17 protein-coding genes are annotated in these 18780 nt (G+C 72.8%); 5 read left to right on the forward strand and 12 right to left on the reverse strand.

The features are described from left to right. Positions 1 to 42 precede the first annotated feature (42 nt). Positions 43 to 960 carry a methylenetetrahydrofolate reductase [NAD(P)H] gene (gene metF / locus CLT75_RS15595; RefSeq protein WP_135241307.1) on the reverse strand — a complete coding sequence of 306 codons (918 nt, stop codon included), beginning with the start codon at positions 958 to 960 and terminating at the stop codon, positions 43 to 45. Positions 961 to 1186: 226 nt separating this feature from the next. On the opposite strand from metF, the gene CLT75_RS15600 reads away from it, so the two are divergent. Both CLT75_RS15600 and CLT75_RS15605 read left to right on the forward strand, forming a co-directional pair. Then, complete coding sequence (locus CLT75_RS15600) at positions 1187 to 2590, forward strand: helix-turn-helix domain-containing protein (protein ID WP_135241308.1); 1404 nt, start codon at positions 1187 to 1189, stop codon at positions 2588 to 2590. Between the two features lie 63 nt (positions 2591 to 2653). Beyond that, on the forward strand, positions 2654 to 3736 hold the full coding sequence (locus CLT75_RS15605) for a polyprenyl synthetase family protein (RefSeq protein ID WP_135241309.1): 1083 nt from the start codon (positions 2654 to 2656) through the stop codon (positions 3734 to 3736). 102 nt (positions 3737 to 3838) lie between these two features. Here CLT75_RS15605 and CLT75_RS15610 read toward each other — a convergent pair whose 3' ends face one another. After that, positions 3839 to 4219: an Rv2175c family DNA-binding protein gene (locus tag CLT75_RS15610; RefSeq protein ID WP_135241310.1), complete on the reverse strand. Its 381-nt coding sequence runs from the start codon at positions 4217 to 4219 to the stop codon at positions 3839 to 3841. A 130-nt stretch (positions 4220 to 4349) separates the two neighbouring features. Between CLT75_RS15610 and pknB the strand changes: the two genes are divergently transcribed. Then, on the forward strand, positions 4350 to 6335 hold the full coding sequence (pknB, locus tag CLT75_RS15615) for a Stk1 family PASTA domain-containing Ser/Thr kinase (protein ID WP_135241311.1): 1986 nt from the start codon (positions 4350 to 4352) through the stop codon (positions 6333 to 6335). Continuing rightward, the gene (locus CLT75_RS15620; RefSeq protein WP_209310332.1) at positions 6332 to 7201 is read left to right on the forward strand and encodes a deoxyribonuclease IV; all 870 of its coding nucleotides are present in this window, start codon (positions 6332 to 6334) and stop codon (positions 7199 to 7201) included. The genes pknB and CLT75_RS15620 overlap by 4 nt, the downstream gene beginning before the upstream one ends. A 128-nt stretch (positions 7202 to 7329) precedes the next feature. Here CLT75_RS15620 and CLT75_RS15625 read toward each other — a convergent pair whose 3' ends face one another. From CLT75_RS15625 to CLT75_RS15640, 4 genes are all read right to left on the reverse strand, one after another. Further along, complete coding sequence (locus CLT75_RS15625) at positions 7330 to 8349, reverse strand: GntG family PLP-dependent aldolase (protein ID WP_135244029.1); 1020 nt, start codon at positions 8347 to 8349, stop codon at positions 7330 to 7332. Between the two features lie 86 nt (positions 8350 to 8435). Further along, complete coding sequence (locus CLT75_RS15630) at positions 8436 to 9842, reverse strand: class II 3-deoxy-7-phosphoheptulonate synthase (RefSeq protein WP_013475760.1); 1407 nt, start codon at positions 9840 to 9842, stop codon at positions 8436 to 8438. 57 nt (positions 9843 to 9899) lie between these two features. Next, positions 9900 to 10430, reverse strand: coding sequence for a hypothetical protein (locus CLT75_RS15635; protein WP_135241312.1), 531 nt, complete (start codon positions 10428 to 10430; stop codon positions 9900 to 9902). A gap of 173 nt (positions 10431 to 10603) precedes the next feature. Then, positions 10604 to 12253 (reverse strand): glycosyl hydrolase family 18 protein, encoded by a 1650-nt coding sequence (locus CLT75_RS15640; RefSeq protein ID WP_135241313.1) that lies wholly within the window; start codon positions 12251 to 12253, stop codon positions 10604 to 10606. A gap of 143 nt (positions 12254 to 12396) precedes the next feature. Between CLT75_RS15640 and CLT75_RS15645 the strand changes: the two genes are divergently transcribed. Continuing rightward, positions 12397 to 12885 carry a glutathione peroxidase gene (locus CLT75_RS15645; RefSeq protein WP_135241314.1) on the forward strand — a complete coding sequence of 163 codons (489 nt, stop codon included), beginning with the start codon at positions 12397 to 12399 and terminating at the stop codon, positions 12883 to 12885. 72 nt (positions 12886 to 12957) lie between these two features. Here CLT75_RS15645 and CLT75_RS15650 read toward each other — a convergent pair whose 3' ends face one another. The 6 genes from CLT75_RS15650 to yut form a co-directional block, all read right to left on the reverse strand. After that, positions 12958 to 13761 (reverse strand): SGNH/GDSL hydrolase family protein, encoded by an 804-nt coding sequence (locus tag CLT75_RS15650; protein ID WP_135241315.1) that lies wholly within the window; start codon positions 13759 to 13761, stop codon positions 12958 to 12960. A gap of 352 nt (positions 13762 to 14113) precedes the next feature. After that, entirely contained in the window at positions 14114 to 14464 is a 351-nt protein-coding gene (locus CLT75_RS15655) for a DUF2203 domain-containing protein (RefSeq protein WP_018785307.1), read from the reverse strand. Between the two features lie 53 nt (positions 14465 to 14517). Beyond that, positions 14518 to 15390, reverse strand: a complete 873-nt coding sequence (locus CLT75_RS15660) for a nucleotidyl transferase AbiEii/AbiGii toxin family protein (protein ID WP_135244030.1) — start codon at positions 15388 to 15390, stop codon at positions 14518 to 14520. A 23-nt stretch (positions 15391 to 15413) separates the two neighbouring features. Beyond that, a complete protein-coding gene (locus CLT75_RS15665; RefSeq protein ID WP_486485186.1) occupies positions 15414 to 16013 on the reverse strand; it encodes a type IV toxin-antitoxin system AbiEi family antitoxin domain-containing protein in 600 nt (199 codons plus the stop codon). A gap of 68 nt (positions 16014 to 16081) precedes the next feature. Further along, a complete protein-coding gene (locus tag CLT75_RS15670) occupies positions 16082 to 17722 on the reverse strand; it encodes an ammonium transporter (RefSeq protein ID WP_135241316.1) in 1641 nt (546 codons plus the stop codon). Further along, complete coding sequence (yut, locus tag CLT75_RS15675) at positions 17700 to 18770, reverse strand: urea transporter (RefSeq protein WP_135241317.1); 1071 nt, start codon at positions 18768 to 18770, stop codon at positions 17700 to 17702. The genes CLT75_RS15670 and yut overlap by 23 nt, the downstream gene beginning before the upstream one ends. Positions 18771 to 18780: the final 10 nt, after the last annotated feature.

Genomic DNA, 18780 nt, shown 5'->3' on the forward strand with positions numbered 1-18780 from the left:
ATCAACCGTAGAAGCACGGCGCGGGGTTCGTGTGGCGGGTGGTCACACCCGTGCGGCGGCGCGCAGCCGCTGCCACACCTCCCGGGTCGCAGTGGACCGGTTGAGGGTGATGAAGTGGATCCCCGGCACGCCCTCGTCGAGCAGCTTCTCGCACATCTCGCTCGCCTGTTCGACGCCGAGGCGGCGTACCGCCTCCGGGTCGTCGGCCACCCGCTCGAACCGCTCGGCCAGCGCGGGCGGGAACGGCGCGCCGGACAGCTGTACCGAGCGTTCGATGGTGCCGATCTGGGTCACCGGCATCACCCCGGCCAGGATCGGGGTGTCGCAGCCCGCGGCGGCCACCCGGTCGCGCAGGCGCAGGTAGTCGTCGGCGTCGAAGAACATCTGGGTGATCGCGAACTCCGCGCCGGCCCGGCACTTGCGGACGAAGTGCGCGGTGTCGCTGTCCACGTCCGGCGAGCGCGGGTGCTTGTACGGGAACGCGGCCACGCCGACGCTGAAGTCGCCGCTGTCGCGGACCAGCCGGACCAGGTCCTCGGCGTACCGGACGCCCTCGGGGTGGGCGATCCACTCGCCGCCCGGGTCGCCCGGCGGGTCGCCCCGCACGGCCAGCACGTTGCGCACCCCGACCGAGGCCAGCCGGCCGATCACGTGCCGCAGCTCGGCGACCGAGTGGTTCACCGCGGTCAGGTGCGCCATCGGCAGCAGCGTCGTCTCGGTGGCGATCCGTTCGGTCACCGCCACCGTGGTGTCGCGGGTCGAGCCGCCCGCGCCGTAGGTGATCGACACGAACGAGGGCCGCAGCGACTCCAGCTCACGGATGGCCTGCCAGAGCAGCTTCTCCCCGGCCGGTGTCTTCGGCGGGAAGAACTCGAAGGAGAACGTGGGGCGGCCGTCACGGATCAGCTCCCCGATGGCCGGCTGGGGATTGGGAAGGACCGAGGGAAGACCGAGCGCCACGGACCGACTGTAACCGGGACGGCACGCCGCATCGGGAATCTTCCCAGCCCGCGAACACCTGTCCCGGCGCGACGTCGTACCCCGGGGGTAGAAATGCGGCAGCGCGGTGGGGCGGCCGACGGCCGTTCCGGGGGCCCGCGCGGGGGTCGCCACGACGGCGACGCGCCGGCGCCACCACTGGCCGGGCGTCCGCGTCGCCATCCGCGCCGTCGCCCCGGAGGTTCCGATGATCCCGTCCCCGCCGCCGGGCCCGCGCCTGCTCGGGCCGCTGCTGGCCGAGTTGCGGGCCGCCCGTGGCTGGAGCCAGCAGCGGCTGGCCGACGAGCTCTGCGCCGCCTCGGGCGTGCCCACGCTGACCCGCAACGAGGTGTCCCGCTGGGAGCGCCAGCTGCGGCTTCCCGGCGACTTCTGGTCCGCCTGGCTGGCGACTGTCCTGGGGGTGCCGGGCGACGTGCTGGCCGGGGCCGCCGCCCGCAGCCGCCGGCTGGGCGTGGCGCCCGCGATCGTCGACCCGGCCGGCTCCCGCGCCCGGCTGGCCCTGCTCACGCTCGCGTACCGCTGGGCGGCCGACCCGGGCGGCCGCACGCTGGCCGCTCCGTTCGCCGCCGCGCCGCCGCGGCACGGCCGTCCCGGGCGGGACGACGGGCGCCCGCCGGCGGACGAGACCTTGTCGCTCGGCGTCCCGCGCGGGCCGGACGAGCCCGCCGGTCGTGGTCACCCGGCGGATCGGGTGACGCTCGCCACGCTGCGGCGCTGGGACGACCTGCTCGGCGGCGGCGACCTCGCCGGGCACGGCGCCCGGCGGCTGCGGCACGCGGTCCGCGGCTACCGGCGCGCCGGGCCCGCCGGCCGGCGCGCGATGCTGCCCGCGCTCGCCGAGTCGGCGCAGCTCGCCGGCTGGCTGGCCGCCGACGCCGGCGACCCCGGCGGTGGCCTGGTCGCGTACCGGCTGGCGCTGCGGGCGGCGGTGGCCGCCGGGCAGCCGCCGCTGGCCGGGCACGTGCTCGCGTCGGCCAGTCACCTGCTGGCCGACGCCGGCGACCCGGCCGGCGCGCTGGTCCTGGCCCGGATCGGGTACGCCGCCGCCCGCGTCACCGCCACGCCCGGTCTGCGGGCGCTGCTGCTGCACCGGGTGGCGCTCGCCGCCGCGCTCGCCGGGCGTCCCCGCGCCGCCGATCAGGCGCTGGCCGGGGCGGATCGGGCGGGCACGCCGGAGCCCGGCCGGGAGCCGCCCTGGCTCTACTGGCTCGACGCGGCCGAACTGGCGGCGATGACCGGGCGCACGCTCGTCGCGCTGGACCGCCCGGCCGCCGCCGTACCGCTGCTGACGCCGGTGGTGGGCGCGCCGGGCCGCCCGCGCCGGTCGGCCGTCTACGGCGGCTGGCTGGCCCGCGGCCACCTGGGCCTGGGCACGGTGCCCGAGGCGTGCGCGGTGGCCGGCGAGGCGCTGCTCGACGCGGTCCGGTCCGGGTCCGCCCGGGCCGTGGGCCAGCTCACCGCGTTCCGTCGCGGCCTGGCGCACGCGCCGCCCGTGCCGGCCACCCGGGGGTACGCGCGACTGGTCACCGCGGCCCGCCCGTACCTGCCGTCCGGCGTGCCGCGCCACCTGCGCGACCGTCCGGGCAGGTGAGCCACGAGGCACGCCGGGACGCCGGGCACGGCGCGAACGGGTGTGAACCGCTAGCGTCGTGGCGTGACCCACGCTGCTCCCGTTTCCCCCGTCGACCGTGCCGGCCTGCGCCAGCGGATCGACAAGGCGCTCACCGAGTTCCTCGCCGGCCAGCGCGGCTGGCTGACCGCCGTCGACGACGGCCTGCTGCCCGTCGCCGAGGCGATCGAGGCGTTCGTGCTGGGCGGCGGCAAGCGGCTGCGCCCGGCGTTCGGCTACTGGGGTTACCGGGGCGCCGGCGGGGTCGACTCCGACCAGGTCGTCGCCACCCTGGCGGCGCTGGAGTTCGTGCAGGCCAGCGCGCTGATCCACGACGACCTGATGGACCGGTCGGACACCCGGCGGGGCGAGCCGGCGATGCACAGGCGGTTCGCCGCCCGGCACCGTACGGCCGGCTGGGGCGGCGACGCGGACTCCTTCGGCGACGCCGCGGCGATCCTGCTGGGCGACCTGTGCCTGGTCTGGTCCGACGAGCTGCTGCACTCCTCCGGTCTGCCGCCGGCCACCGTGGCCCGGGCCCGGCCGGTCTTCGACGAGATGCGCACCGAGGTGACCGTCGGGCAGTACCTGGACGTGCTGACCCAGGCCACCGGGGACACCTCGCTGGACCGGGCCGCGAAGGTGGCCCGGTACAAGTCGGCGAAGTACACGGTCGAACGTCCGCTGCTGCTGGGCGCCGCGCTGGCCGGCGCGCCGCCCGAGGTGCACGCCGCCTACTCGGCGTACGGGCTGCCGCTGGGTGAGGCGTTCCAGCTCCGCGACGACGTGCTGGGGGTGTTCGGCGACCCGGAGCGCACCGGCAAGCCGGCCGGCGACGACCTGCGCGAGGGCAAGCGGACGTACCTGGTGGCGGCGGCCCTGGAGACGCTCGACCCGGCCGGCCGGGAGGCGCTGCTGGCCGGGCTCGGCGTACCGGACCTGGACGCGGCCGGGGTGGACCGGCTGCGCGAGCTGATCACCAGCAGCGGCGCGCTGGAGCGGGCCGAGCGGCACATCGCCGCGCTCACCGATAGCGCCCTGGCCGCGCTCACCGCTGTCGACCTGGACACCGAGGCCCGCCAGGCCCTGGTCGACCTGGCCATCGCCGCCACCCGCCGCCCCGCCTGACCCCTGTCATGTGGCGTGGCGTCGATCATGAAGTTGGCGGCGAAGTCGATCTCCGATCGTGCCGCCAACTTCATGATCGACGAAGACGGGAGGGTGGGAGGGTTAGAAGGCGACGGCCTGGGCTCGGCGTTTGACCTCGCGGGCCAGGTCGCCGCCGAGGGCTACGGCGGGGGTACCGGGAAGACTGGGGTCCTCCCGGTAGAGCCAGCGCAGCGCCTCCTCGTCGTCGTACCCGGCGTCGGCGAGCAGGTTGAGCACGCCGGGCAGATGCTTGAGCACGGTGCGGTTGGCCACCAGGTCGGCCGGGATCCGGCGGACGCCGTCGCGGCGCACCGCGATCAGTTCGCGGTCGCGGATCATCTGGTGCACCTTGCTGATCGACAGGTCCAGGCGCTCGGCCACGTCGGGCAGCGTCAGCCAGCCGGCCGGGTCGGCCGGTCCGGCCAGGTCGGGGCCGGTCTCGGCGGGTACGGAATCGGTCACCCGACCACCCTGCCACGTGCCCGCCGGGCGCGGCGCGCGGCACCCCGCACCGTGGCGGTCCCCCCGTGTCGCAACCCGGCGGTAGCATCCTGTTCTACCTTCACCCTTCCGACACATAGACTGCCTGCCGATGGACACACAGGTCGCCGACACGTTGCTGGGCTCGCTGATCGAGGGGCGCTACCGCATTCGCGGGCGCGTCGCCCGTGGCGGCATGGCGACCGTGTACACCGCCACCGACGAGCGCCTGGAGCGCACCGTGGCGGTCAAGATCATTCACCCGACCCAGGCGCCGCAGGCCCGGGCCCGGATGGCCGGCTTCGTCGAACGCTTCACCGACGAGGCGAAGACGATCGCCCGGCTCACCCACCCGAACGTGGTGGCGGTCTACGACCAGGGCATCCACGCCGGCCTGCCGTACCTGGTGATGGAGTACGTCCGCGGCCGCACGCTGCGCGACGTGCTCGCCGAACGCCGCCGGCTGAACCCGGACGAGGCACTCGCGATCACCGAGCAGATGCTCGCCGCGCTCGCCGCCGCCCACCGGGCCGGCCTGGTGCACCGCGACGTCAAGCCGGAGAACGTGCTGGTCGCCGAGGTGCCCACCGGCGGCAGCCGCAACCTGGTCGACAGCGTGGTCAAGGTGGCCGACTTCGGGCTGGCCCGGGCCGTCGAGGCCAGCGCCGAGGACGAGAACGGCAACCAGCTCATGGCGACCGTGGCGTACGTGGCGCCGGAGCTGGTCACCCAGGGCCACGCGGACCCGCGCACCGACGTCTACTCGGCCGGCATCGTGCTGTTCGAGATGCTCACCGGCCGGGTGCCCTACGACGGCGACCGTCCGGTGGAGGTCGCGTGGCAGCACGTCGACCGGGACGTACCGGCGCCGTCGACGCTGGTGCCGACGCTGCCGCCGGCCCTCGACGCGCTCGTCGCCCGGGCCACCCGGCGGGATCCGGCCGGCCGCCCGGCCGACGCCGCGGCGCTGCTGAGCGAGGTGCAGGCGGTCCGCGACCAGCTGGGCGACCCGCAGGCGCACACCACCGTGCTGCCGCAGCTCAGTGACGACACCGCGGTCCTGAGCCAGCCGACCCAGATGGTGGCCGCGCTCCAGCCGGTCGAGCGCCCGGCGTGGGCCCGGCTGCCCGAGAGCGGTGCCGCGCAGCGCCCGCACCGGCGCCGCGCCGTCGAGGAGGACGTTCCGGGGACCGGGTTCGCCGCCCTGCGTACCCGGATCATGGGCTCGCCGCGCGGACGGCTGGCCGTCGCCGCGGTGGTCGTGGTGCTCGGCCTGGTCGCCGCCGGGGGTGGCTGGTGGTTCGGCGTGGGCCGCTACACGGTCGCGCCGCAGCTGGTGAGCCTGACCAAGGCCGACGCGGAGGCGCGGGCCGAGCGCGGCGGCTTCACGCTGCGGTACGCCGCACCGCGCTACGACGAGAACGTCCCCAAGGACATGGTGCTCGGGCAGGATCCCGGCTCGGCCGCGCGGATCGTCAAGGGCGGCACGATCACGCTGACCCTGTCGCTCGGTCCGGAGCGGCTGCCGGTGCCGGACGTGGTGGGCAAGGACTACGCGCTGGCCCAGGCCGAGCTGGAGGGCGTCAACCTGGTCGTGGCCAAGGGCTCCTCCCGGTACGACGACGCCCTGCCGGCGGGTGTGGTGCTGGCCACCGACCCGAAGGTGGGCACAGTGGTCAAGCCCGGGGCGAAGGTGACGGTGATCCTCAGCAAGGGTCGCGCGCCGGTGACGGTGCCCAACCTGGTCGGCAAGAGCCTCACCGAGGCGCGCACCATCCTCGCGCAGCTCGGGCTGAAGCCGGTGGAGAACGTCAAGGACTCCGACAAGCCGAAGGACGAGATCCTCGGCCAGAGCCCGGCCGACGGCACCGGCGTGGAGAAGGGCACCCAGGTCAAGCTGGAGATCAGCAAGGGCCCGCCGCAGGTGGCCGTGCCCCGGGTGATCGACATGCCCTGCCAGCAGGCCAAGCAGACGCTGGAGAGCCAGGGCTTCCCGGTCAACGTCCAGCTCAACCCGAACGGCATCGTCCGGATCCAGAACCCGGCCGAGAACACGCCGGTGCCGCCGGGTACGACGATCACGGTGACGTGCCTGTGAGCGGATGTGACGGCCGCCGCCGGGTGGGGTCGCACACCCCCACCTCCGGCGGCCTGGCCCGGGCGGCCCTGCCGTACGCGGACGCGGCCGGGTCCGAGGTGGTGCAGGTCTACGTCTCGAACTCGCGGGGCTGGGCGCTGCCAGCCGGCGACCCGGCGCAGGACGCGTCGTTCCGCGACGGGTGCGGCGAGCGCGGCCTGCCCGTGTTCATCCACGCGTCGCTGCTGGTGAACCTCGGCTCCCCCACCCCGGCGACCGTGACCCGGTCGGCCGAGACCCTGGCGCACGCGCTGCGCCGGGGCCGGGCGATCGGCGCCGAGGGTGTGGTGTTCCACGCCGGCAGCGCCGTCGACGCCGGTCACGCCGAGGCGGCCCTGCGGCAGGTCCGGGAGGCGCTGCTCCCGCTGCTCGACGAGGTCGCGGCCACCGGCGGGCCGATGCTGCTGGTCGAGCCGAGCGCCGGGGGCGGCCGGTCACTGGCGTCCCGGGTCGAACACCTCGGCCCCTACCTGGACGCGGTCGACCGGCACCCGATGCTCGGGGTCTGCTTCGACACCTGTCACGCCTGGGCGGCCGGTCACGACCTGGCCGCCGAGGGCGGCATGACCGCCACGCTCGACACGCTGGTCGCCACTGTGGGCGCGGACCGGCTGCGGCTGGTGCACGCGAACGACTCGAAGGACCTGTGCGGTTCCACCCGGGACCGGCACGAGAACATCGGCAAGGGCACCATCGGTGAGCCGGCGTTCGCCGAGCTGATGCGGCATCCGGCAACGGCCGGCGTGCCCGTGCTGGTGGAGACCCCCACGGAGAAGCACGTCGGCCACGCCGCCGACATAGCCACCCTGAAGCGCCTCCACCCCTGACGGTCCCGCACCCGGGCCCTCTCTCCCCCGCATGACCGCAGTGATCAAGGAGTTTGTGTCCCGCCACGGCGCGGATTAGGACACGAACTCCTTGATCAACGAGGCAAGGGTGAGGCGGTGAGGCGCGGTCAGGCGCGCAGGGCGGTGTTCAGGACGGTGGCGGCGCGGTCGATCTGCGCGTCGGTGACATCCAGGTGGGTGACCAGCCGGGCGGTACGCGGGCCGAGCACCGAGATCAGCAGCCCCTCCGCCCGCGCGGCCGCCGCCAGCGCGTGCGCGTCCAGCGGGTGCTTGGTCAGGTCCAGCGGCACGATGTTGGTCCGCACCGCCGTCGCGAGCACCCCGTGCGGTGCGACCGCCTCGGCCAGCCGGGCCGCCTTCACGTGGTCGTCGGCGAGCCGCCCGACGTGGTGCGCCAGCGCGTACCGGCCGGCCGCGGCCAGGATGCCGACCTGCCGCATGCCGCCGCCCATCCGCTTGCGCAGGAACCGCGCCCGGGCGATCTTCTCCGCGCTGCCCACCACGAGCGAGCCGACCGGCGCGCCGAGGCCCTTGGAGAGGCACACCGAGAGCGTGTCGAACAGCACGCCGTACTCGGCCAGCGGCACCCCGTCGGCCACGTGCGCGTGCCAGATCCGCGCGCCGTCGCAGTGCAGGGCCACCCCGTGCTCGTCGGCGACCTCACGCATCCGCCGCAGCGTCGGCAGCGGGATCACCCCGCCGCCGCCCCGGTTGTGGGTCTGCTCCACGGCGATCGCCCGCGTGGGCACCGCGAAGTAGCCGTCCGGCCGGATCATCCCGGCCACCACGTCGGGGTCCAGCTCCGCGCCCACCGCGGGCCAGGTCCGCGAGGAGATCCCGCCGTACGCGGCGGCGGCACCGACCTCGTACGTGACCACGTGCGCGTCGGCGTCGCAGAGCAGCTCGTCGCCGGGCGGTACGTGCAACTGGAGCGCGATCTGGTTGGCCATCGAGCCGCTCGGGGCGAACAGCGCCGCCTCGTGGCCGAACAGCGCGGCCACCTCGGTCTCCAGCGCGGTGACCGTCGGGTCCTCGCCGTAGACGTCGTCGCCCACCTCGGCGGCGGTCATCGCCGCCCGCATCCCCGGCGTCGGCCGGGTCACGGTGTCCGTCCGCAGATCGATCAGTTCGGGGCTCGCAAGCTCACTCCTCGCGTCAGCCACTGTGCCTCCTTCGGCTGCCGACTGCGGGGCTCGCAAGCTCACTCCTCGCGTCAGCCACGGAGCATCTCCGCCACCAGGAACGCCAACTCCAGCGACTGCTGGGTGTTCAGCCGGGGGTCGCAGGCGGTCTCGTACCGGTCGGGCAGGTCGAGGTCCTCGATGCCCTGGGCGCCGCCGAGGCACTCGGTGACGTCCTCGCCGGTCAGCTCGACGTGCAGCCCACCCGGGTGGGTGTCCAGGCCGCGGTGCACCTCGAAGTAGCCGAGCACCTCGTCCACGATCCGGTCGAAGTGCCGGGTCTTGTAGCCGTTCGAGGACTCGTGCGTGTTGCCGTGCATCGGGTCGCACTGCCAGACGACCTTGGCGCCGGCGGCGGTGACCTTGGCGACGATCGGGGGCAGCGCGTCCCGGACCCGGTGGTTGCCCATCCGGCTGATCAGCGTGAGCCGGCCGGGGATGTTGTCCGGGTTGAGCTTCTCGCAGAGCTCGATCGCCTCGTCGGGGGTGGTCGTCGGGCCGAGCTTGACGCCGATCGGGTTGGCGATGCGGGAGATGAAGTCGATGTGCGCGCCGTCGATCTGCCGGGTCCGCTCACCGATCCAGAGGAAGTGCCCGGACAGGCCGTACGCCTTGCCGTTGGAGATCCGGGTCAGCGCCCGGTCGTACTCCAGCGCCAGCGCCTCGTGCGAGCAGTGCAGCGTGACGGTGCGCAGCGCCTCGTCGTCGGTCATCCCGCAGGCCCGGATGAAGGCCAGCGCCCTGTCGATCTCGCGGGCGATCGCGTCGTAGCGCTCGCCGGCCGGGGACCGCCGGACGAAGTCCTTGTTCCAGTCGTGCACGGCGTGCAGGTCGGCCAGCCCGCCGGCCAGGTACGCCCGGAGCATGTTCATCGCGGCGGCCGAGTTGGCGTACGCCCGGATCATGCGCTGCGGGTCGGCGACCCGCGCCTCCGGCGTGGCCTCCAGGGAATTGATCATGTCGCCGCGGTAGGCGGGCAGCCCTCGGGCGTCGGTCGGCAGGGACCGGGGCTTGGTGTACTGGCCGGCGACCCGGGCGACCTTGACCACCGGCAGCGACGCGCCGTAGGTGAGCACGATGGCCATCTGGAGCAGCGTGCGGGCGTTGGCGAGCAGGTGGCTCTCGGTGTTGTCGGCGAAGGTCTCCGCGCAGTCACCGCCCTGGAGCAGGAACGCCTTGCCTTCGCAGACCAGCGCGAGCCGCTGCCGCAACTGGTCGACCTCGTAGGGCGCGACCACCGACGGCACCGTGTCCAGCACCCGGCAGACCTCGGCGACCTGGGCCGGGTCGTCCCAGGGCGGGGTCTGCGCGCGTGGCAGCTCCCGCCATCGGTCGAGGCCGAGGGCCGCGTCCTCGGCGGAGTCGGCGGTCGGGCGGCTGGTCTGCAGACCAGGGCTGCCCACGGCGGGGTGACTCAGCTGATGCCACTCATGGCGCATGAAGGAAAGCGTACGGCGACCGTCGCGATCACTCGCCGCCGAGGGGGATGGTTCCGGTCACTGGGAGGGCACCGGCGAGGGCGGCCGCGCCGGCGGCGGCCCTGCCGGGTCGGCGCTCGGCTCGACCGCGCGCTCGCCGGGCGCCTCGCCGGAGATGCACCAGTCCGCCCCGTTACGGGTGACGGTGAACAGCAGCGACCGGGCGGCCTTGCGTGAGCCGGCGGCAACGGTGATCGAGGCGCTGACCTCCTGGCCGTTCGGACCGGAGCGGACCTCGGTGATCGTCGCCTCGGGCACCGTGAAGTGGTCGGCGAAGTCGCCGTTCGGACCGGTGGCGGCGGAGTCGAAGGCGGCGTGCATGGGCGCGCAGAGCTGGCTGCGGCCGGCGGCGGCGTCGCGGGCGGTGAGCGCGTCCAGGTACGCCTGCACGCGCTCGCGGCTCTTGGCCGCCGCCTCCTCGGCCGGCGCCTTCCCGCTGGGCGGGGTGTCTCCGCCGTCCTGGCCGCCCGAGCCGCAGGCGGCCAGCGCCGCGGGCAGGAGCGCGAGGAGGGCGAGCCCGGCGAACCGGTCCCGGTGGCTGCGACCCATCTGTCCTCCCGTCGCGTGGACTCGTCGAGCGGCGAGTGTGCCACACCCGGCCCGCGCGGCCGGGTGACTCCCCATCCTGACCCGGATCGGCGCGCTCGGCCAGGACGGCACGCGGGCGGGGAGGGGCCGGTGCGGCCCCTCCCCGCCGGGTGGGTGGTGCGTCGGCACTCGGCTCAGCCGAGACCGCCCTTGATGGCGCCGATCAGCTCACCGTTGCTGGTGTCACCGGAGAGCTCCCAGAAGAACGCGCCACCGAGGCCCTGGCTGTTGGCGTAGCTCATCTTCCCGCCGATGGTCGACGGGGTGTCGTAGCTCCACCAGTTGCTGCCGCACTTGGCGTACGCCGTGCCGCCGACGGTGCCGGTGGCCGGGCAGCTGTTCTTGAGCACCTTGTAGTCCTCGATGCCGGCCTCGTAGGTGCCCGGCGCCGCGCCGGTGGCGCTGCCGCCGGGTGCGGCCTGGGTCACGCCGGTCCAGCCGCGTCCGTAGAACCCGACTCCGAGCAGCAGCTTGCTGGACGGTACGCCCTTGGACTTGAGCTTCTGGATCGCCGCGTCCGACCAGAAGCCCTGCTGCGGGATGCCGGCGTAGGAGTAGAGCGGCGAGTGCGGCGCGGTCGGCCCCTGCGCGTTGAAGGCGCCGAAGTAGTCGTACGTCATCGGCATCAGCCAGTTGAGGTTGTTCGCGGCGCCGGCGTAGTCGGTGGCGTCGATCTTGCCGCCGTTGCTGCCGTCGGCGGTGATCGCCGCGGTGACCAGGAAGCTGGAGCCGAACTTGCTCCGCAGGGCCGAGACCACGTTCTTGAACGCGTTCGGGCCGCTGCTGTCGCACTGGAGGCCGCAGGCGTTCGGGTACTCCCAGTCGACGTCGATGCCGTCGAAGACGTCCGCCCAGCGCGGGTCCTTGACCAGCGAGTAGCAGGAGTCGGCGAACGCGGCCGGGTTCTGCGCGGCCTGGGTGAAGCCGCCGGACCAGGTCCAGCCGCCGAAGGACCAGAGCACCTTCAGGTTCGGGTACATCTTCTTCAGCTTGCGCAGCTGGTTGAAGCTGCCGCGCAGCGGCTGGTCCCAGGTGTCGGCGACGCCGTCGACGCTGTCCGCCGCGGTGTACGCCTTCTCGTAGTCGGCGTAGCTGTCCCCGATGCTGCAGCGGCCGCCGGTGGTGTTGCCGAAGGCGTACAGGATGTGGGTCAGCTTGGCGGCCGAGCCGCTCGTGTGGATGTTCTTGACGTGGTAGTTGCGGGCGTAGACGCCCCACTCGGCGAAGTAGCCGACGACCTTCTTGCCGCCGGGCGGCGGCGTGGTGGGCGGCTGCGTGGTGGGCGGTGCCGTCGTCGGCGGCGCCGTGGTGGGCGGCGCGGTGGTCGGCGGCGCGGTGGTCGGCGGCGCCGTGGTCGGGGCGGTGGTCGTCGGCGTGCCGCCGCCGGTGCAGGAGCCGCCGTTGATCGTGCAGCTCACCGGCGCCTTGTACGCGCCGGTGCCGTTGTAGCCCCAGCTGAAGCTGGCGCCGGGGGCGAGCGTCGACGCCCAGCTCTTGTTGACCGCCACGTAGCGGTCACCGCTGCGGGTGATGTCGGCGTCCCAGGAGCTGCTGATCGAGGTGCCGGAGGGCAGCGTGAACTCGATGCGCCAGCCGTTGACGGTGGAGCTGGTGCCGTTGGTGACTGTCACCCGTCCCTCGTGGCCGGTCCCCCAGTCCTGCACCTTGGCGAACGTGGCGGTGACGCTGCCGGCAGCCGACGCGGTGGTCATGGGCACCGCGGCGACCGCGAGCGCGACCACGGCGCCGGTGGCCCACAGGGCCCGGCGGAGCGATCTCTTCATACGGCGTCCCTCCAATAGTTAGGAAACTTTCCAAATTGATTGCTGAGACGCTACTCACGCCGTCACCACTTAGTCAAGATGTCGATGCATCGATTTCACGGGTGGCGCGGGACGGTGGGCGCGAAGGCCCGTAGCCTCGTCCCATGACCGTTTTCGACGTCCAGATCGACGCCCTCACCGGCGGCCCGGCCGACCTCGGCAGCTACCGCGGCCGCGCCCTGCTCGTGGTCAATGTGGCCTCCCGCTGCGGCCTCACCCCGCAGTACGCGGGCCTTCAGGAACTCGCCGACACGTACGCCGGACGCGGGCTGACCGTGCTCGGCGTGCCGTGCAACCAGTTCGCCGGCCAGGAGCCGGGCAGCGCCGCCGAGATCGGGGAGTTCTGCCAGGTCAACTACGGCGTGACGTTCCCGCTGACGGAGAAGGTCGACGTCAACGGGCCGGACCGGCACCCGCTCTACGCGGAGCTGGTGTCCACGCCGGACGCCGAGGGGCACACCGGTGACGTGCGCTGGAACTTCGAGAAGTTCCTCGTCGCGCCGGACGGCACGGTGGCCGCCCGGTTCGGCCCGCAGGTCACGCCCGAGGACCCCGAGCTGCGCGCGGCGATCGAGAAGGTCCTGCCGGCCTGACGGGCGCGCCCGCCGCCGGGCACGGCGCAGCGGCACGCCCCCGAGGGAGGCGTGCCGCTGCCGTGGACCGGGTCAGCCGGCGGCGGCCCGGAAGACCGGGTAGTAGCCGCCGGACTGCCCCGCGGCCGTCGGGTGGTACGACTTGCTCAGGCTCAGCACGTTCAGCGCGTGCAGCCACTTGGTCCCGTAGCTGCACAGCTGGTGGCCGACGAAGATGGAACGCACGTCGGCGAAGGTGAAGCCGGCCGAGACGGCGGCCGTACGGGTGATGTCGTCGAGCAGGTTGATACCTTCGTTGATCTTCGCCCGGGACGTCGCGCTGAGCCCGACGCAGGTGGTGCCGAGCTGGTAGAAGACCGGGTAGCCGACCACCACGACGCGGGCCGAGGGCGAGCGGCTCTTGATGCCGTTGTAGACGTTGGCGAGGCGGCCCGGCATCGAGGTGCGGGCCACGTTCATGGCGGACTGCACGGCCGCCACGCACTGGGTCTCCCCCTGGAGCACGCAGGTGCTCATGATGTTGGCGAAGCCGACGTCGTTGCCGCCCACCGTGACGCTGACCAGCGTGGTGGTCGAGGAGAGCGCGGAGAGCTGGCTGTTGATGACGTCCGCCGTGGTGGCGCCGGAGCAGGCGACCGAACGGTACGACGCGGGCTTGATGTTGGTGTTGTAGAGCGCCGGATAGGCGTTCGTACTGCGTAGGCAGTTTCCGCTCTCGGACGTGTAGCTGTCGGCGCCGACGCCGGAGGCGTACGAGTCGCCGAGCGCGACGTAGCGGTCGGACGGGGCCGCCTGGGCGGGGGCGGCCAGAGACAGAGTGACCCCGACCGAGGCGGCCAGGGCCAGGGCGAGGGTGGCAAGACGGGATCTCCGCACGTCGCACTCCTGGGGGCGTGAAGTGGTGGTGAGAGATAGATATCAATAAGATCACAGCGCATGGAAGATCACCGATTTGCGGGCCGGCGCGCATAGCGACTTACGCCTACAAATCGTTGCCGGTTTCGCGGACCGGGATGAAGGATTGTTCCGCCGGGAACGTCAGGCGCATCGGCGGGCCGGCAGGGCGGTCAGGCAGGCTCGGCTGTGTCCGCGCCACCGGTACGCCGGATCGGTGCTGACGTTGGAGACGCCGACGACCCGCTCGTGCCGGCGAGCATCAGCCCGCGCAGCCGGACCAGCTCGTCGGCGTCGGACGGCACCGCCCGGCGCGCGTCACCCACGGGCCGGCTCAGACCGGACGGCGGCCGGCGAACCCGCACTCGACCCGGTGGTACCACCGGATGTCGGTGTCCCCCTCCAGCCAGCACCAGAGCACCGCCCGGCCGTCACGCTCACCAGGGAAGTCGAGCAGTACCGGGGCGATCCCCTTGACCGCGATGTCGTGCTGGTGGAACTCGTCCACCACCACGTGCAGCCGCGCCTCCAGGGCCTTCACCTCGGCGAGCCCGCCGAGCGCGCTGACGCCGTGGTCGGCCAAATCGACACGCAGCTCGGCCAGGTCGGCCCGCAGCCGGATCAGCTCGTCGACGCGCGGCCGCAGCGTGGCCACCAGGTGTCGCGCCTGGGCGAGAGTGAACACCGGGCCAGTATGCGGCACGACCGCCCACCAGACCGACGACGTCTCGGGCTGTGTCACGGCCGGGTCCAGTCCGATGCCGATGCGACCCAGGTCCGGCCACCGGCACGCCCGGAGAAGACAGGATCAGCGAGCGCACAGGTACGGGCCAGCACATCGTCGAAGCTCGGCGGGAGCCGATCATCGAGCCGATGCTTGCGACGCCAGACCGCCCACCGCCCCTGCGCGATCGCCGCGTAGCCGTCGAGCACCTGAGTCAGGGGACCGAGCGGCACGGCTCGGTACGCGGCCACGCGCTGCACAGCTGTGACCATCTCGTCGCCGTCGACATCGTGGCCGCCGGACAACAGATAGACGTCGGCGAAGTCTCGCCAGCGTGTGTTCGCCACGCCGCGCTGCAACGCCGTCACCAGCTTCTCCGCGTACACCATGGGCAGCGGATAGCCGGTCACCACGATCTCGCCGTCGAGCAGGCGCGGCAGTTTGACCGGCTGCGGGTCCGGCCAGATCGGGTCGCCGACATTGACATCGATGTGCAGGGCCAGACGGGCAGCGGCGAGACGGCCGGTGAGGTTGACCCGTACACCGCTGTAGGCGTCGTCGTCCCTGATGGTTTCCGCCGTCGCGCCGGCGGCGTCAAGCGTCAACCCGTCGTCGACGTCCAGGACGGCGATGCTACGGACGATGTCGAGCACGTGATCGGCATCGTTGGAGATCCACCGTCCTTGGAGATCCACATCCCGGGTCGGCCTGCGGGCGGCGTACGCAGCGAGCAGGACACCACCCTTGAGGACGAGCTTGTTCGCGTACGGCGACTGGGCCAGACGGGCGAGAAAACCCTCCAGCGCGTAGACCTGGTGCAGCTCGTCCGTGGGACGGCCGGTGCGCCTCGCGAGCCGTTGCAGGTCGAGGTACGCGCGGCCGCCCACGCTGGCCCGGGTCGGGCGCACTGTCACAGCAGGATCTCCAATGCCTCTCGGAGCGGTCGTTCGGCCTTGGGAAAGTGTCGCGCCATCGCAAGCAGGTTGGCCGGTGCCGCGCCGCGACCTCCCAGCCAACGCCGCAAAGCCGTGTACGCCAGATCCCTCCCCTCCCGGTGCCGGAGGCGAAACGCGTCGACGATGCTCCGCTCGGGGCCGTAGATGCCGATGGAGGTCTCGGCATCGAGTGGCAGATGGCTGCGTCCGAGCTCGAAGGTGGACGGATCGAACACGTGCCAGGCGACCGGCGCGACGGTCGTGGGCCGATGGCGCCCGCGCGGCAGCGCGACGTCGATGCGGGAGGGGATCTCATCGGTGAGGCCGTGATGAGCCAGGGCGCTGGTCAGGCACAGGGTGGAAAGCGGAGCGCGGCTCGCGAGTTCGATGAGATCGATGTCGGCGGCCTCAGCGTCGTGGCGCCGGTAGAGCCCGCGGCCCAGGGATTCGATCAGACCTTCGTCACGAAGCCGATACAGCCGCCATCGCGTCAGACCGGCACCGAGAGCCTCGGAGTAGCTGAAGGTCGCCGGCAACGACCCCGGCAACGAATCAGCCTCCGTCTCTCGCTCCACCGGAGCAATGCTACACAGGTAACGGGGTGATGTAATGAATTCCTCCGGCATCAGCGCCGGGGCCGTTGTCAGGATTGGACGCGTTCCGCCTCCTGCACGAACGTGTCGCTCCGGCGGGCGCCCATCCGGTCCAGCTCGTCCAGCACCGCCCCCACCCCGTCCGCACCCACCAACACGGTGACGCGCAGCCGGGCCGACAGCGGCTGGTCCTGCCAGTAGCCACGCGGCAGCAGGCTCGCCTGCGGCGTCGTGGTCGCCACGGCGGCGTCGCTGACGATGACCGAGAGCGCGCCCGCGCGCAGCAGCGCGTCGCGCAGGTCGGCGCTGTTCGCGGCCGGGTCCGGTTCCAGCAGCGCGGTGATGACCCGTACCCGCTGGCCGTGCGGCACGGACGGCTCGCCGGCCGGCGCCGCGGCGGTACGGCGCCGGGGCGCGCCCGGCGCGGTCAGGCTGGTGACGCCGCCCAGGTGGTACGCGTCGGCGCCCTGCTGCGCCTGGTCCAGGCGTTCCTGGTCGGCCGGCGGCACACGCAGGCCGATGAGCGCCTGCACCCCGGCGGCGATCAGCCAGGTCAGGACGAAGGAGAACGCGACCACGCTCACCACGCCGACGAGCTGGCGCCACAGCAGGCCGCCTCCGCCGCCGAGGAACAGCCCGTCGGCGCCGAGCGGGTTGACCCCGCGGTTGCCGAACAGGCCGAGCAGGAGCGTGCCGAGCATGCCGCCGACGAAGTGCACGGCGAGCACGTCGAGCGCGTCGTCGAGGCGCAGCAGGTACTTCAGTTTCAGCGCGAAGTGGCAGACCAGGCCGGCCAGCGCGCCGATCGCGACGGCCGAGGCCGCGTTGACGTACCCGGCGGTCGGGGTGACCGTCGCGAGCCCCGCCACCGCGCCGGAGACCGCGCCCACGACGGTGCTGTGTCCGTCGGTGACGCGTTCCAGCGCCAGCCAGACGAGCATCGCCGCGGCGGCGGCCAGGTGTGTGTTGAGGACGGCCTGGGCGGCCAGGCCGTTGGCCTGGAGGCCGTCGCCGCCGTTGAAGCCGAACCAGCCGAACCAGAGGATGCCAGCGCCGACGATGGTCAGCGGGATCGAGTTCGGTGGTGCGGCGGTGTGCGGCCAGTCCCGTCGTCGGCCGACGACGAGCAGGACGGCGAGGACGGCGGCGCCGGCGCTGGCGTGCACGACGAGCCCGCCGGCCCAGTCCTGGGTGCCGAACTTGGCGAGCCATCCGCCGGGGTGCCAGAGCCAGTGCGCGATCGGCGCGTAGACCACTACCGACCAGACCGCGAGGAACAGCACCCAGCCGCCGAAGCGCAGCCGGCTGGCGGTGGCGCCGGTGACGAGCGCGGGTGTGATCACCGCGAACATCATCTGGAACAGCACGAACGCCAGCGTCGGGATGGTGATCCGGCCGTCGACGACGTGCAGGTTGGGTGCGGGCGGCACCTTCAGGTCGGTGAGCCCGAACAGTTCCAGGTTGCCGAAGAGTCCGCTGCCGGCGTCGTCGCCGAAGGCGATGGTGTAGCCGACGAGCACCCAGGTCAGGCTGACCACGCCCAGCGCGATCATGTTCTGTTGCAGCATCGCCAGGACGTTGCGGGTGCGGACCATGCCGCCGTAGAACGCGGCGAGCCCCGGTGTCATGAACAGGACGAGGCCGGCGCAGACGAGCACCCAGGCGGTGTCACCCGCGTTCGGAGCGGACACGGTTTCCCTCCTTCTCTCGCAGGTGGACGGAGTCGCGGACGGTGTGCATCACGGTGTCCTTGACCCGTTCGTGGTTGGGCACCGGTGCGAAGTGCCGGTCCGGCAGCAGCAACAGCCAGGTGGCGATGTTGAACGGCCCGGTCAGCACCGGGATGCCGAGCGGAGTGAGCATGGTGGTCAGCGCCATCTGCACGAACAGCGTCAGCGCGATGCCGAACAGCGTGTAGACGGTGACCAGCGCGCCGGGACGGTGCGCCACGGCGCCCACCACGATCGCGGTCAGCACCGCGTTGAAGGCGAACAACCCCTTGTCCAGGGACGCGCCGTCGGCGCCGAACCAGAGCGCCAGCAGTGTCGCGCCGACGGCGCCGATCACCGCGAACAGCGCCGACCACCGGGAGTTGATCAGCAGGGCGACGAGGATGAGCAGGCCGGTGACCCAGCTCTCGATCAGGTAGACCTGGGACACGCCCTTGAAGAACGTCGGAACGAGGCCCCAGTCGAACGTGCCGCCAGCCGGCGATCCCTCACCGGGGAACGTCGGCGTCAGCTTGGTGAGCACCGTGAACCTGTCGAACTGGTACGCCGCCATCAGCAGGAACCACGTCGTGAGCACGAACGGGAACGTGTAGGCGGTCAGGTTCCAGCGTTTGAAGACGGCGTTGAGGGCGAGCGTGACCACCACCGTGCCGATCGCGCCGAGCACGAGGTAGAGCCACATCAGCGGACGCTGGTCGAGGAACGTGGGCACCGCGAGGCCGGTCAGCAGCGGGCTGAAGCCGAACAGACCCTTGCGCCAGCTGGACATGTCGACCCGTAGCGCCAGCGCGGTCGCGGTGCCCACGACCAGGCCGAGCACGCCGCCGCCGAACACCCGGGGCGCCCCGTTCTCGAACGCGCCCCAGGCGAGCGCGATCAGGATGAGCAGGCCGCTGAGCGGATTGTTCTGGAGCACCACCTGCGCGGCGCCGCGCAGGCAGGAGTCGACGAACCGGACCAGTGGGTTCCGGTCGGCCAGGTGGCGCCAGCCTCGTCCGATGTCGGCCATGTCGCTGTTC

The organism is Micromonospora sp. CNZ285 (assembly GCF_004637285.1).

Coding starts and splice junctions, on each gene's coding strand:
- CLT75_RS15645 (WP_135241314.1), top strand. CDS start 12,397: ATGACCGTTTTCGACGTCCAGATCGACGCCCTCACCGGCGGCCCGGCC.
- CLT75_RS15600 (WP_135241308.1), top strand. CDS start 1,187: ATGATCCCGTCCCCGCCGCCGGGCCCGCGCCTGCTCGGGCCGCTGCTG.
- yut (WP_135241317.1), bottom strand. CDS start 18,770: ATGGCCGACATCGGACGAGGCTGGCGCCACCTGGCCGACCGGAACCCA.
- CLT75_RS15640 (WP_135241313.1), bottom strand. CDS start 12,253: ATGAAGAGATCGCTCCGCCGGGCCCTGTGGGCCACCGGCGCCGTGGTC.
- CLT75_RS15635 (WP_135241312.1), bottom strand. CDS start 10,430: ATGGGTCGCAGCCACCGGGACCGGTTCGCCGGGCTCGCCCTCCTCGCG.
- pknB (WP_135241311.1), top strand. CDS start 4,350: ATGGACACACAGGTCGCCGACACGTTGCTGGGCTCGCTGATCGAGGGG.
- CLT75_RS15630 (WP_013475760.1), bottom strand. CDS start 9,842: ATGCGCCATGAGTGGCATCAGCTGAGTCACCCCGCCGTGGGCAGCCCT.